Source organism: Phaeobacter sp. PT47_59 (assembly GCF_028890025.1).
Lineage (GTDB): Bacteria > Pseudomonadota > Alphaproteobacteria > Rhodobacterales > Rhodobacteraceae > Phycobacter.
In genome coordinates, this window is record NZ_JARCJL010000015.1 from 14830 (window position 1) to 29017 (window position 14188).

At 63.0% G+C, this 14188-nt stretch carries 14 protein-coding genes; 13 read left to right on the top strand and 1 reads right to left on the bottom strand.

Translation table 11 applies throughout. The features are described 5' to 3' along the window. Positions 1-80: 80 nt before the first annotated feature. From PXK01_RS14035 to PXK01_RS14095, 13 genes are all read left to right on the top strand, one after another. Positions 81-473 (top strand): 5-carboxymethyl-2-hydroxymuconate isomerase, encoded by a 393-nt coding sequence (locus tag PXK01_RS14035; RefSeq protein WP_274860584.1) that lies wholly within the window; start codon positions 81-83, stop codon positions 471-473. Then, positions 473-1981, top strand: coding sequence for a 5-carboxymethyl-2-hydroxymuconate semialdehyde dehydrogenase (gene hpaE, locus PXK01_RS14040; RefSeq protein ID WP_274860585.1), 1509 nt, complete (start codon positions 473-475; stop codon positions 1979-1981). The genes PXK01_RS14035 and hpaE overlap by 1 nt, the downstream gene beginning before the upstream one ends. Before the next feature lie 46 nt (positions 1982-2027). Beyond that, complete coding sequence (gene hpaD, locus PXK01_RS14045) at positions 2028-2879, top strand: 3,4-dihydroxyphenylacetate 2,3-dioxygenase (protein WP_274848116.1); 852 nt, start codon at positions 2028-2030, stop codon at positions 2877-2879. 26 nt (positions 2880-2905) lie between these two features. Further along, the gene (hpaD, locus tag PXK01_RS14050) at positions 2906-3886 is read left to right on the top strand and encodes a 3,4-dihydroxyphenylacetate 2,3-dioxygenase (RefSeq protein WP_274848115.1); all 981 of its coding nucleotides are present in this window, start codon (positions 2906-2908) and stop codon (positions 3884-3886) included. A gap of 104 nt (positions 3887-3990) precedes the next feature. After that, positions 3991-5427: a pyridoxal phosphate-dependent decarboxylase family protein gene (locus tag PXK01_RS14055; RefSeq protein ID WP_274860587.1), complete on the top strand. Its 1437-nt coding sequence runs from the start codon at positions 3991-3993 to the stop codon at positions 5425-5427. Further along, positions 5427-6284, top strand: coding sequence for a fumarylacetoacetate hydrolase family protein (locus PXK01_RS14060; RefSeq protein ID WP_274860588.1), 858 nt, complete (start codon positions 5427-5429; stop codon positions 6282-6284). The genes PXK01_RS14055 and PXK01_RS14060 overlap by 1 nt, the downstream gene beginning before the upstream one ends. Then, positions 6281-7081: a 2-oxo-hept-4-ene-1,7-dioate hydratase gene (hpaH, locus tag PXK01_RS14065; protein ID WP_274860589.1), complete on the top strand. Its 801-nt coding sequence runs from the start codon at positions 6281-6283 to the stop codon at positions 7079-7081. The genes PXK01_RS14060 and hpaH overlap by 4 nt, the downstream gene beginning before the upstream one ends. A gap of 28 nt (positions 7082-7109) precedes the next feature. Next, a complete protein-coding gene (locus PXK01_RS14070; protein ID WP_274848111.1) occupies positions 7110-7880 on the top strand; it encodes an HpcH/HpaI aldolase family protein in 771 nt (256 codons plus the stop codon). Between the two features lie 176 nt (positions 7881-8056). Then, complete coding sequence (locus PXK01_RS14075; RefSeq protein WP_274848110.1) at positions 8057-9229, top strand: substrate-binding domain-containing protein; 1173 nt, start codon at positions 8057-8059, stop codon at positions 9227-9229. Between the two features lie 125 nt (positions 9230-9354). Next, positions 9355-10134, top strand: a complete 780-nt coding sequence (locus PXK01_RS14080) for an ABC transporter ATP-binding protein (RefSeq protein WP_274848109.1) — start codon at positions 9355-9357, stop codon at positions 10132-10134. After that, positions 10127-10849, top strand: coding sequence for an ABC transporter ATP-binding protein (locus tag PXK01_RS14085; RefSeq protein WP_274848108.1), 723 nt, complete (start codon positions 10127-10129; stop codon positions 10847-10849). Before PXK01_RS14080 ends, PXK01_RS14085 begins: the two co-directional genes overlap by 8 nt. A 69-nt stretch (positions 10850-10918) precedes the next feature. Further along, entirely contained in the window at positions 10919-11950 is a 1032-nt protein-coding gene (locus tag PXK01_RS14090; RefSeq protein WP_274848148.1) for a branched-chain amino acid ABC transporter permease, read from the top strand. Then, a complete protein-coding gene (locus PXK01_RS14095) occupies positions 11947-13017 on the top strand; it encodes a branched-chain amino acid ABC transporter permease (protein WP_274860591.1) in 1071 nt (356 codons plus the stop codon). The genes PXK01_RS14090 and PXK01_RS14095 overlap by 4 nt, the downstream gene beginning before the upstream one ends. Before the next feature lie 799 nt (positions 13018-13816). Here PXK01_RS14095 and PXK01_RS14100 read toward each other — a convergent pair. Further along, on the bottom strand, positions 13817-14176 hold the full coding sequence (locus PXK01_RS14100) for an aspartate-semialdehyde dehydrogenase (RefSeq protein ID WP_274860592.1): 360 nt from the start codon (positions 14174-14176) through the stop codon (positions 13817-13819). Between the last annotated feature and the right edge of the window lie 12 nt (positions 14177-14188).

Genomic DNA, 14188 nt, shown 5'->3' on the forward strand with positions numbered 1-14188 from the left:
TGGAATGCACAAGCCCCGCGTATTGACGCCTGCCGCCCCATTTGATAAACATGTTAACGAAATGAGGAGGAGCACATCCGATGCCCCATATCACGGTGGACTACTCACCGAATGTCGAAGGCTATGCCGATATCGCGGGCCTGTGCAACGTCTTGCGCGTGGCGGCAGCCAAAACCGGCGTGCTGCCGCTGGCAGGCATCCGCGTGCGCGCCTTTGCGGCCACCCATGTCTCGATTGCCGATGGAGATCCTCAGCACGGATACGTGGATATCGCCGTGCGGCTGCGCGGTGGCCGGGATCTGGAGACCCGCAAACGCGCCACAGCTGAAATCTTCGAGGCCGCGCGGCTCTACCTGGAACCCGCGATGCAGACACACTCCCTCGCGCTGTCGTTTGAGATGCGCGACATCGACCCCGACCTTTCCCCCAAATGCGGCACCATCCGCGACCACATGAAGAAGGCAGAGCAGTGATGAGCGATCTGGCCAGCAATATCGAGAAACTCAGCGGCTTTCTGGCGCGGTTCAAGGACACCGGTATCCAAAACCGCATCGCAGGGCAGGACGTGGCCGGATCCGGCGGTGTGTTCCAATCGACCTCTCCGGTGGACAAGAGCGTGATCTGCGATGTGGCGCGCGGCACCGAGGCCGACGTGGATAGCGCAGCCGCCGCAGCCGAGGCCGCCTTCCCGGCCTGGCGCGACATGCCCGCCACCGAGCGGCGCAAGATCCTGATCCGCATTGCCGATGCCATCGAAGCCCGGGCCGAGGAAATCGCCCTGTGTGAATGCTGGGACACCGGCCAGACCCTGCGCTTCATGTCCAAGGCAGCCCTGCGCGGCGCCGAGAATTTCCGCTATTTCGCAGACCAGGTGGTACAGGCGCGCGATGGCCAGCACCTGAAATCGCCCACCCTGATGAACATCACCACCCGCGTGCCGATCGGCCCGGTGGGGGTGATCACGCCCTGGAACACGCCCTTCATGCTATCCACCTGGAAGATCGCTCCGGCGCTGGCGGCGGGCTGCACCGTGGTGCACAAACCGGCCGAAGATTCGCCGCTGACCGCGCGCCTCTTGGTGGAGATCGCCGAAGAGGCGGGCCTGCCGCCGGGTGTTCTCAATACCGTCAACGGCTATGGCGAGGACGCGGGCAAGCGCCTGACAGAACATCCCGACATCAAGGCCATCGCCTTTGTCGGCGAAAGCCGCACCGGGTCTCTCATCACCAAACAGGGCGCCGATACGCTGAAGCGAGTGCATCTGGAGCTGGGCGGCAAGAACCCGGTGATCGTCTTTGATGATGCCGACCTGGACCGGGCGCTGGATGCGGTGATCTTCATGATCTACTCGATCAACGGCGAGCGCTGCACCTCCTCCTCGCGCCTGCTGGTGCAGGACAGCATACGCGCCGAATTCGAGGCCAAGCTGGTCGAGCGCGTCAATCGCATCAAGGTCGGCCACCCGCTGGATCCCACCAGCGAGATCGGCCCGCTGATCAGCAAGGACCATTTTGACAAGGTGACCTCCTATTTCGACATCGCCCGGGAAGATGGCGCCACCGTGGCTGCGGGGGGTGAGACTGTCGGGGATGAGGGCTATTTCGTGCGCCCCACCCTGTTCACCGGCGCCAGCAACCAGATGCGCATCGCACGGGAGGAAATCTTTGGCCCGGTGCTGACCTCGATCCCCTTTGCGACCGAGGAAGAGGCGCTGGAGATCGCCAATGACACGCCCTACGGTCTGACCGGCTATGTCTGGACCAATGATCTGACCCGCGCGCTGCGCTTTACCGACCGCTTGGAGGCGGGGATGATCTGGGTGAACAGCGAAAACGTGCGCCACCTGCCCACACCCTTTGGCGGGGTCAAGGCCTCCGGCATCGGCCGCGACGGCGGCGATTGGAGTTTCGAGTTCTACATGGAGCAGAAACACGTCGGCTTTGCCACCGGCCAGCACAAGATCACGCGCCTGGGCGCCTGATCCCCTTTCGGAAACGCGCAATAGACCCTTTCGGGAGGAAAGAGACATGGGAGAGATCGTTCTCGCCGCCAAGATGACCCACGTGCCCACCATGCTGATGTCCGAGCAGGAGGGGCCCATCAAGGGCACCCGCCAGCCCGCCATCGACGGGCACCGTGAAATCGCCCGCCGGGCCAAGGCGCTGGGTGCCGATACCGTGGTGATCTGCGACACCCATTGGGTGATCAACGCGGGCTTTCACATCAACGCCAATAAACGTTTCGAGGGGCTGTTCACCTCGAACGAGTTCCCGCAGTTCATCCAGGATCTGCCCTATGGCTATGACGGCAACCCGGAACTGGGTGACGCCATTGCCAAGGAGGCTTCGGACCGGGGCGCCTATACGCTGGCGCATCATCTGGACAGTCTGGAACTGGAATATGGAACCCTGGTGCCGATGCGCTTCATGAGCCGCGAGCACGACATGAAAGTCGTTTCCGTCGCGGCCTGGGCCACGGTGCATGGCCATGACGAAAGCCGTATCGTGGGCGAGGCGATCCGCGCCGCGGTGGAGGCTTCGGACAGCAAGGTGCTTCTGGTCGCATCCGGCTCGCTCTCACACAAGATCTGGGCCAACAAGGATTACGCCGCCAACAACGGCACCTTCACCATCAGTTCCGAATTCAACCGCCAAATGGACCTGCATGTGCTGGAAATGTGGAAGAACGGCGATCACGCCACCTTTCTCAAGATGCTCAGCGAATATGCGCAGTTCTGCTGCGGCGAAGGGTCGATGCATGACACGGCGATGCTTTATGGCGCGCTGGGATGGGATGCCTATGATGGCAAATGCGAGGTGGTGACACCCTATTTCCCCAGCTCCGGCACCGGCCAGACAAACGTGATTTTCCCGGTCTAGGCACCGGTTCAAACAAGGAGGCACCAATGCCCGTTCCCGCCCCCGTACTCTATCCGCCCTTCAACATCCTCCGCCTCAGTCATGTGGAATATGCGGTGACGGACCTTGCCGCCAGCCGCGCCTTTTACGTGGACACGCTCGGCCTGCAGGCCACCCATGAGGACGAGACCCGCATCTATCTGCGCGCGATGGAGGAACGCGGCCATCATTGCATCGTGCTGGTGCAGGCAGACGCGCCGTCGGTGGCGGTCCTTGGCTTCAAGCTGTTCGACGAACCCGACCTCGACAAGGCCGCCGACTTCTTTGCCGCCAAGGGGCTGCCGGTAGAATGGGTCGAGCGCCCGCATATGGGGCGCACCCTGCGCACCCGTGATCCCTGGGGCATCCCGCTGGAGTTCTACGTCAAGATGGAGCGGCTGGAGCCGATCCACCAGAAATACAGGCTCTATAACGGGGTGAAACCGCTCCGCATCGACCATTTCAACATGTTCTCGGCCGATGTGGACGCCAGCGTCGCCTTCTATAACGAGATCGGGTTCCGCGTCACCGAATACACCGAAGATGACGACAGCGGCAAAGTCTGGGCCGCCTGGATGCACCGCAAGGGCGGCGTGCATGATGTGGCCTTTACCAATGGTCTGGGTCCGCGTCTGCACCACACCGCCTTCTGGGTGCCGACCCCGCTCAACATCATCGATCTCTTGGATCTGATGTCCACCACCGGCTACGTGGACAATATCGAGCGCGGCCCCGGACGGCACGGGATTTCCAATGCGTTTTTCCTTTATGTGCGCGACCCGGATGGGCACCGGATCGAGATCTACTGCTCGGATTACCAGACCTGCGATCCGGATCTGGAGCCGATCAAATGGTCGCTCACCGATCCGCAACGCCAGACCCTTTGGGGCGCCGCAGCCCCGCGCAGCTGGTTCGAGGAAGGCTCAACCTTCGAAGGGGTAGAGCCGCAGCCCAGCGCCCTGACCGCGCAGCCGATCATTGCACCGTGACACAACATGAGGACGGCGCCTGACCTTGGGGAGGCGAGAAGCGCCTTCCCGGGGGGAAGGTCAGGCGCTGTCCGGGCACAAGCCCGAACGAAGGATATTGAAACATGAAATGGGATGAATTCTCAGACTGGGGCCGCAAGGTCGCCGACTGGGCGCAGGACTATCACCTGACCGTGGGCGAACGCCCCGTGCGCGCCCGCACCGAACCGGGCGAGGTGTTGAACGCCCTGCCCAGCGCTCCACCCGAGACCGGGACCGGCATGGAGGCGATCTTTGCCGATTTCGAAGAGATCGTGATGCCCGGCATCACCCATTGGCAGCACCCGCGTTTCTTTGCCTATTTCACCTCGAATGCCGCAGCACCTTCCGTACTGGCGGAGTTCCTGACCTCGGCCATCGCGCCGCAATGCATGCTCTGGCAGACCTCTCCGGCGGCGACCGAAATGGAAACCCGGATGATGGACTGGCTGCGCCAGGCGCTGGACCTGCCGGAACCGTTTCAGGGCGTCATTCAGGACAGCGCCTCTTCAGCCACCCTTGCCGCGGTGCTGACCATGCGGGAAAAGGCGCTGAACTGGAAAGGCAATCAGGACGGTCTGTTCAGCCAGAAGCCCCTGCGGGTCTATTGCTCTTCCGAGGTGCATACCTCCATCGACCGCGCCATCTGGGTTGCCGGTATCGGCCAGCAGAACCTGGTGCGGGTGCCGATCAAGGGCGATTGGCGCGGCATGGACCCCGAGGCGCTAGAGACCGCGATCAAGGCCGATATCGAGGCGGGCCTCCAGCCTGCGGGCGTGATCCTCTGCGTCGGCGGCACCGGCACCGGCGCCACCGATCCCGTGGACCGGGTGATGGATGTGGCCGTGAAATACGGGCTTTATACCCATGTGGATGCGGCCTGGGCGGGATCGGCGATGATATGCCCCGAGTATCGCCACTACTGGCCCGGCATCGAGCGCGCCGACAGCATCGTCTTCAATCCGCACAAATGGCTGGGTGCGCAGTTCGACTGCTCGGCCCACTTCCTGAAGAACCCCGACGATCTGGTGCAGACGCTGGCGATCAGCCCCGAGTATCTGAAGACCCACGGCAAGGACGGGATCATCAACTATTCCGAATGGTCGGTTCCCTTGGGCCGCCGCTTCCGCGCGCTGAAGATCTGGTTCCTGATCCGCACCTACGGCCTTGAAGGGCTGCGCACCCGCCTGCGCAACCATGTCAACTGGTCAAACCAGCTGCATGACAAGCTCGCCGCGACCCCGAATTTCGAAATCGTCACCCCGCCGATGTGGTCGCTCTGGACCTTCCGCTATGCGCCCCAAGGCGCAGAGGATCTGGACGCGCTGAACCTCGCGCTGGTGAATGCAATCAACGACGATGGACGGATTTACCTCACGCAGACCCGCGTCGATGGCGATCTGGTGATCCGCTTCCAGGCAGGGCAGTTCGAAACCACCGAGGGGGACGTGATGATGGCCCATGATGTCATCACCGAAATCGCCGCCGGCCTGAAAACCAGCCTGATAGAAGGAGCCAACTGATGCGCTTTGCCACCTATTCCGCAAATGGTGAAACCTATTATGGCGCCGTCACCGAGGAAGGCATGGCGGCCCTGTCGCCCGGTTTTCCCCATTGGCCCACGTTGCGCGATGTGATTGCCGCGGATGGCCTGCACGATCTGGCGGTGGCGGCCAGAAACCATCCGGTGACGCATCCAACCGGCACATTCACCTACCAGATCCCGGTGCCAAACCCGGAAAAGATCATCTGCGTCGGCGTCAACTTTCCCGACCGTAATGCCGAATACAAGGACGGGCAGGACGCGCCGCCGAACATGTCACTGTTCATCCGCTTTCCGCGTTCTTTTACCGGGCAGGGGCAGCCGCTGATCCGCCCGCCGGAAACGCCGCAGCTGGATTACGAGGGAGAGATCGCCATCGTCATCGGCAAGGGTGGCCGCCGCATCAAGGCCGAGGACGCCTATGACCACATCGCCGCCGTCACCCTGTGTAACGAGGGCACCCTGCGCGACTGGGTGCGCCATGCGAAATTCAACGTGACGCAAGGCAAGAACTGGGACAATTCCGGCGCCATGGGGCCTTGGCTGGTGCCCTTTACCGCAGCGGCGCAGCTGGATGATGTGCGCCTGACCACCCATGTGAATGGAGAGCTGCGCCAGGACGACCGCACCAGCCGCATGCTCTTCCCGATCCGCCGCCAGATCGAATATATCTCCACCTTCACCACGCTGGTGCCCGGCGATGTGATCGTCACCGGCACCCCCACCGGCGCCGGCGCGCGCTTTGATCCGCCCCGCTTCCTGAAACCCGGCGACGTGATCGAGGTCGAGGCCGAAGGTATCGGCAAGTTGACCAACAGCGTAGAGGACGAGGCATGACCCCGGATCAGCACGCAGAGGCCGCAGCAACCCTGCTGAAGGCCGAAGAAACCGGCCAGCAATGCGGGCTCTTGTCCCTCGCCTATCCGGGCATGACGCTGGAGGATGCCTACGCGGTGCAAAAGGCGCTGGTCGCGCAAAAGCTGGCGCAGGGGCGCCGCAAGATCGGCTGGAAGATCGGCCTGACCAGCCGCGCCATGCAGCAGGCGCTGAACATCACCACCCCCGACAGCGGCGTGCTGCTCGATGATATGGCCTTTGAGACGGGCAGCACCGTGCCCGCCGGGCGCTTCATCCAGCCCCGCGTCGAGGCGGAGATCGCATTTGTGATGAAAGCGCCGCTCGCAGGTGCCGACTGCACGCGCGAAGACGTGATCGCCGCCACCGACTATGTGGCGCCCTCGCTTGAGATCCTCGACACCCGCATCCTGCGCGCAGATCCCGCCACCGGGCAGGCCCGCATCATCACCGACACCATCAGCGACAATGCCGCCAATGCGGGCGTCGTATTGGGGACCGAGCGCCATGCCATCGAAGCGCAGGATCTGCGCTGGGTTGGTGCCATCGTCGCCCGCGACGGCACGGTCGAGGAAACAGGTCTGGGTGCCGGGGTGCTGAACGATCCCGTCACATCCGTGCTGTGGCTGGCGCGGCGCATGGCGGAATATGGACAACAGATCGAAGCCGGGGATATCGTCCTGTCGGGCTCGTTCATCCGGCCCATCGAATGCCCATCCGGCAGCGAGATCACCGCCGATTTCGGCCCCTTCGGCCAGGTCGCCATCGCCTTTGCCTGACCACCCTACCTGACAAACGAGGTTTCCCATGCCCGCACCCAAGAACAGCTTCAAACAGGCCCTCGCTGACGGCAAACGCCAGATCGGCTGCTGGATGAGCTTTGCCGAACCCGCCGTGGCCGAGATCATGGGCAGCTGCGGCTTTGACTGGCTGGTGGTCGACGGCGAACATGCCCCCAACGACATCCGCTCGATCCGGGACCAACTGATCGCGCTCGAAGCCTCGGACAGCCACCCGGTCGTGCGCGTGCCGATTGGCGAGACCTGGATCATCAAGCAGGTGCTGGATGCGGGCGCGCAGACCGTGCTGGTGCCCATCGTCGAAAGCGCCGAACAGGCCGAGGAGCTGGTGCGCGCCTGCAAATACCCGCCGCATGGCACCCGCGGTGTGGGGGCTGCGGGCGCGCGGGCCAGCCGGTTCGGCTCGGTCAGCGACTACATCCAGACCGCGGATCAGGAGATCTGCCTGCTGGTGCAGGTGGAAAACCGCGCCGGTATCGCGGCGCTGGATGACATCCTCAAGGTCGAGGGCATCGACGGCGTCTTCATCGGCCCGGCGGACCTTTCGACCGACATGGGCCATCAGGGCAATGCCGCCCACCCCGAGGTGCGCGCGGTGATCAAGGGCGCGCTGGAACACATCCGCGCCGCAGGCAAGGCACCGGGCATCCTGGGCGTCACCGAAGAGGCTACACAGGCCTATTTCGACATGGGGGCACAGTTCCTCGCCGTGGGTCTGGACGTGCTGATCCTGGCCCAGAACGCCCGCAAGCTGGCCGCCGACTGGAAGGCGCGCTGACGCACCGGAAACCGCCCTGCGCCGCTGCCATATGGGCGGCGCGGGGCGATACGTATTTCCCTGCAATTGACCGAATTCACCCCTCCCCGATAGCTTGAGCGCACAGGAGTGACCCCGCGCAAACGGTCCTTAGGGAGACCCCGGAACAGACCGGCGCGGCATCAGGGAGGACAGCGATGAAACGCGCAATTCTTGCGGGTATGGTGTCAGCGCTTGCCTTGGCTTCGGCCGCGGCGGCAGACATCAAGATTGCCCATATCTACGGCAAAACCGGCCCCTTCGAGGCCTATGCAAAACAATCCCATGACGGGCTGATGCTGGGGCTGGAATATGCCACCGGCGGCACCATGGAGATCAACGGCGAAAAGATCGTCGTGATCGAAAAGGACACCCAGCTGAAGCCGGAAAACGGCAAGGCCCTCTTGGAAGAGGCCTATGGCGACGACGAGGTGGACCTGGCGATCGGCCCGGTCAGTTCGGGCGTGGCGCTGGCGATGCTGCCGGTGGCCGAGGAATACGAAAAGCTGCTGATCGTCGAGCCCGCCGTGGCCGACAGCATCACCGGCTCCAACTGGAACCGCTACATCTTCCGCACCTCGCGCAACTCGTCCCAGGACGCGGTGTCGAACGCCATCGCCCTGGCCGGTGAGAACGTGCATATCGCCACATTGGCGCAGGATTACGCCTTTGGCCGCGACGGTATCGCCGCCTTCAAGGAAGCGCTGGAAAGCGTCGGCAGCGGTGTCACCCACGAGGAATACGTGCCCACCGACACCACCGACTTCACCGCGGCGGCCGAGCGGATCTTCAACGCGATGAAGGATCTGGACGGCGAGAAAAAGCTCTTTGTGATCTGGGCCGGCGGCGGCAACCCGATGAGCAAGATCAACGCCATGGACCCCAGCCGGTTCGGCATCGAACTGGCAACCGGCGGCAACATCCTGGCAGCCATGAAGGGCTACAAGGAATTCCCCGGCATGGAAGGCGCCACCTATTACTACTACGAGATCCCGCAGAACCCAGTGAACGACTGGCTGGTGAAGGAACACCAGGCCCGCTTTGGCACTCCGCCCGATTTCTTCACCGCAGGCGGCATGACAGCCGGTATCGCAGCGGTCGAGGCGATCAAGAAAGCAGGATCGACAGACACCGAAGAGCTGATCAGCGCCATGGAAGGCATGTCCTGGGAAAGCCCCAAGGGCACCATGACGTTCCGCGCCGAAGACCACCAGGCGCTGCAGCCCATGTACCACTTCAAGATCAAGGTCGAAGACGGTGTCGACTGGGCGATCCCGGAACTGGTGCGTGAGTTGAAGATCGAAGATCTGCCGATCCCGGTCCGCAACTAAGCTCCTGAGATTACGGGCGGTCCGGGGCATTCCCTCGGGCCGTTCCTGTTCGGCCTGGCCATCCCGAGATGGCCCATTTCCGCGATACAGGGATTATCCTGCACGCGGACAGACCAGAGACTGACATGACCACCTCTCCCATCCTCAGCACCGAGAACCTGACGGTTCGGTTCGGCGGCCATGTAGCCGTCGATGCGGTGACCTGCGATTTCAGCGCAGGGGAACTCACTGCCATCGTCGGCCCCAATGGCGCGGGCAAGACGACCTATTTCAACCTGATCTCAGGCCAGATCCCCGCCAGCGCCGGGCGCGTCTTTCTCAAAGGGCGCGATATCGGCGGTATGTCGGTTTCCGCCCGCACCCGCGCCGGGATCGGCCGCGCCTTCCAGCTCACCAATCTTTTCCCCAACCTTTCGGTACTGGAGAACGTGCGCCTTGTGGTGCAGGCCAAATCCGGGCGCAGCTTCAACCTCTGGTCCATGGTTTCGCGCCATCAGGACCTGACCGATCAGGCCGAGGCGATCCTGCGCCGGGTGCGCCTGTTGGAGCAGCGCCACCAAGTGGTGTCGGAACTCTCCCACGGCAACCAGCGCAAGCTGGAGGTGGCCCTGCTGATCGCGCTGGATCCTGCCGTCTACATGTTCGATGAACCCACCGCCGGCATGAGCGTCGATGAGGCGCCCGTGGTGCTGGATCTGATCGAGGAACTGAAGGACCAACGCGACCGCACGATCCTTCTGGTGGAACACAAGATGGACGTGATCCGCACCCTCGCCGACCGCATCATCGTGCTGCACAACGGCGCGCTGGCCGCCGATGGTCCGCCTGCCGAAGTGATGGCCTCGGACGTTGTGCAAGAGGCCTATATGGGCCGCGGCCTGGAAGGAGTGCTGGCAGATGTCTGATGCGATCCTGAAACTCGAAGGTGTCTACACCAACATCGCCCAGTACCACATCCTGCAAGGGGTCGACCTTGAGGTGCCCCGCGGTGCCGTGACCATGCTTCTGGGGCGCAATGGCGTGGGCAAGACCACGACCCTGCGCACGGTGATCGGCCACTGGCGCGCCCATCAGGGCAAAATCCTGTTTGATGGCGAGGACATCACGAAGATGCCCACCCCGGCGATTGCACGCATGGGGCTGGGATTTGTGCCCGAGGATATGGGCATCTTTGCCGATCTCACGGTCGAGGAAAACATGGTCCTGGCCGCCGCGTCGGGCCCCATCAACTCGGCCCGGCTCGACTGGATCTTCGCCGCCTTCCCGCCCTTGAAGACCTTCTGGAAATCGGATGCAGGCACCCTGTCGGGCGGACAGAAACAGATGCTGTCGATTGCCCGCGCCATGGTCGAGGAACGCAAGCTCTACCTCATCGACGAACCGACCAAGGGGCTGGCGCCCGCGATCATCTCCACCATGGCCCGCGCGCTGAAGGACCTGAAGGATCAGGGCGCCTCGGTGCTGCTGGTGGAACAGAACTTTGCCGTCGCCAAGGCGCTGGGAGACAGCGCCAATGTGATGGACGACGGACGGATGATCTGGTCCGGCCAGATGCAGGAGCTGGCGACCGATGCCGCCCTGCAGGAACGCCTGATGGGCCTCAGTCTGGAGGCGCATTGATGACGACATTCCCAATTGCTGAGGGCATTCCTTCTGCCCTGCCCGCAACCGCACTTCGTGAGGCCCAAGATGACTGCCGCACCTGAACACGCCCCCAAGATGGCAGAGGTCACCTTTCGCGACCGTATCGCGCCGCATATGCCGATCCTGCTGGTCCCGCTCATCGCCATTGCCGGGTTCATCGCCATCCAGAACCCCTCCAGCTGGCTGACGCTGACGGTATCCGGCCTTGCCATGGGGATGATGATCTTCATCATGGCCTCGGGCCTGACGCTGGTCTTTGGCCTGATGGATGTGATCAATTTCGGCCATGGTGCCTTTGTCTCGGTCGGGGCCTTTATCGGCATCTCGGTGCTGATGCTGCTGGGCCATATGACCGAAGCGCCCTCCTTGATGCTGAACCTCGGCGCCATCTTGCTCGCCGTGATCGGCGCCATGCTGGCCACCGGTCTGATGGGCTGGGCCTTTGAAAAGGTGATCGTTGAACCTGTCTATGGCCATCACCTGAAACAGATCCTTGTCACCATGGGCGGGCTGATCGTCGTGGAACAGCTGATCATCGTCCTGTGGGGGCCAGAGGAGATCTACATCCTGCGCCCCGAGGCCCTGAAGGGCGCGATCACCTTTGCCGGTGCCGCCATCGAGAAGTACCGCCTAGTGGCGGTGGGCGTCGGCCTTGTGGTCTTCCTGGCGATGCGCTGGGTGCTGCGGCGCACCAAGATCGGCCTGATCGTGCGGGCCGGGGTCGAGAACGGCGAGATGGTGCAGGCGCTTGGCTATCGGCTGCGGCTGGTCTTCGTCGGCGTCTTCATCGCAGGCTCCGCCCTTGCGGGCCTCGGCGGGGTGATGTGGGGTCTCTACCAGGAGGTAATCACCGCCCATATGGGCAATCACGCGATGATCCTGATCTTCATCGTGGTGATCATCGGCGGGCTCGGCTCGGTCGAAGGCTGCTTCATCGGCGCGCTTCTGGTGGGGCTCTTGCAGAATTACATCGCCTTCATCGAGCCCAAGGCCGCGCTGATTTCCAACATCGCCCTGATGGTCACGATCCTGATGTGGCGCCCCATGGGCATGATTCCGGTGGTAAAAGCAAAATGATACGCTCCCTTCTTTCGGGCGATACGCCCCGTTCCCTTCCACTGGCGCTGATCCTTGGCGGGATCCTGATCTGCCTTGCGCTCGCCCCCTTCCTGTTTCCCGGCGTACGCACGGTGGATACGGCGGCGCGGATCTGCGTCTTCATCGTGCTGGTGGCGAGCTATGACCTGCTCTTGGGCTATGGCGGCATCGTCAGCTTTGCCCATACGATGTTCTTCGGCATCGGCGCCTATGGTGTGGCGCTGGCCTCGACCCACATGGGGCGCGGGTTCGATGCCATCGCGTTTGGCGCCGTGGCGGGCGCCCTGCTGGCTGCTGCCCTGGCGCTGGTGATCGGTCTCTTCTCTCTCAGGGTGCGGGCAATCTTCTTTGCCATGATCACGCTTGCCGTCGCCTCTGCCGTGGCGGTCCTGGTCAGCCAGCTGTCGGGCCTGACCGGCGGCGAGGACGGTCTGACGTTCAAGACCCCGCGCGAGTTGGGTCCGGCCTTCAAGTTCGGCAAGGAGGCCTTTGACGGCACGCTTTTCGGCGTGAAGCTGAACGGCAAACTCCTGGCCTATTACTTTGTCTTCCTCGGGGCGCTGGTGCTGTTCCTTGGCCTGCTGCGGGTGGTGAACTCTCCCTTTGGCCGGGTTTTGCAAGCGATCCGCGAAAACGATTTCCGGGCCGAGGCGATCGGCTACCGGGTGGTCTACTACCGCGTTGCCGCCACCTGCCTGTCGGCGGCTATCGCCGCCCTGGCCGGGTCGCTTTATGCGGTCTGGCTGCGCTATGTCGGCCCCGATACATCGCTGTCGATGGAGATCATGATCGACATCCTCTTGATGGTGGTGATCGGCGGCATGGGGACCATGTATGGCGCGGTGATCGGCGCGACGCTGTTCGTGCTGGCGCAGAACTACCTGCAGAACCTGATGGGCGCCGCAGCCGAGCTGACCAGCGCCCTGCCGTTGCTGCCAGAGCTGCTCAATGCGGATCGCTGGCTGCTGTGGCTTGGCGTCCTGTTCATCCTCAGCGTCTATTTCTTCCCGACCGGCATCGTGGGTCGCCTGCGCAACAGCGGATAGGAGCGCCTGCAAGGGAGGGGAGACCCTCCCGCGCCCGCCTAATGCGGTGGCTGCGCCACCACACCCGCAACGGCCTTGGGCCCGGCGCCGCTGACGCGGCGCTGCCTCTTCAATAGCAACCTCGTGTCAAGGGCGGCGCAGCCGCCGCACCTTTGGTGCGGCTTGCCCTTTACACGAAAGAAGACTCACAATTGATCTGGCGTCTTGAGGAGGCAGACATGCCCCTCAAGGCGCCTCTCAGCGTCCCCTGCGCCGCGTCAGCGGCGCCACGCCCAACCGAAGGGGATGGATCTTTGATCCGGCACCTTCGGGCGGGAGCACCTTCCCCAGCGGCATGGATCCCGCGCCCGGCAAAACACCCGGCACGGATCAATCATGCGCCCACCGCCATCCTGAAACGACAACAGGGTGCCGAGAGAGAGCGGCACCCTGTTTCAAACTTGCAAATTCCAAGTCCGTCTGCCTGCGAAGCCGCTGCCGCCCGATCCAGAGTAGGGATGGGCGATCCGCGATTGCCAGGGGGGGGGACAGCAACATACGGATCTTGCGGAAGCTGACCCGGAGGGCAGCGGCTTCTTGGACAGGTGGGGATCACACGATCCCTCTGGAGTAGGACTAAGTTACCGTTCCAAATCGTTGCTGCCTATCTGCCCGAAGGGACTGAACAGCAGATCTTTTCCGCTTTGATCTGACCAAAAGGATACTTGCCCCCCTCGGTTGCCGCCGGTCTGCAAAAAGCAAACCGGGCACCCCGTCGTGCGAGGTGCCCGGCATCGATCCGTGCTAGATCCGGGTGAAATCAGTTGCGTACCGGCAGCTTGCGCACCTTGCGGGTGGGCGCCGACTTCTTGAATCGTTGTTCCAGCTCTTCCGAGGGGTAACCCAGGGAACTGCAGGTGCAGATCTTCACATGGCTGTGGCCGTCGTAAAGATGCATATGGCCCTTGGCGCGTTTCATGTAGAATCCCTTGGCCTGCAAGGCGCTGCGCAGATCGGACCAGCAGGTGGCCGTTTCAAAGATCGGGGTCAGGGAGATGCGCAGCTGGATCACCATTTCCGTGTCCAGCCTGCTTTGGTCGCAGGCGCTGGACCAGGCGGTCTGGGCCATGGCCGCATCGCCGGTTGTCATTGTTTCGCGTTCAAAATCCTGAGAGTACATGGCAGCGTTCCT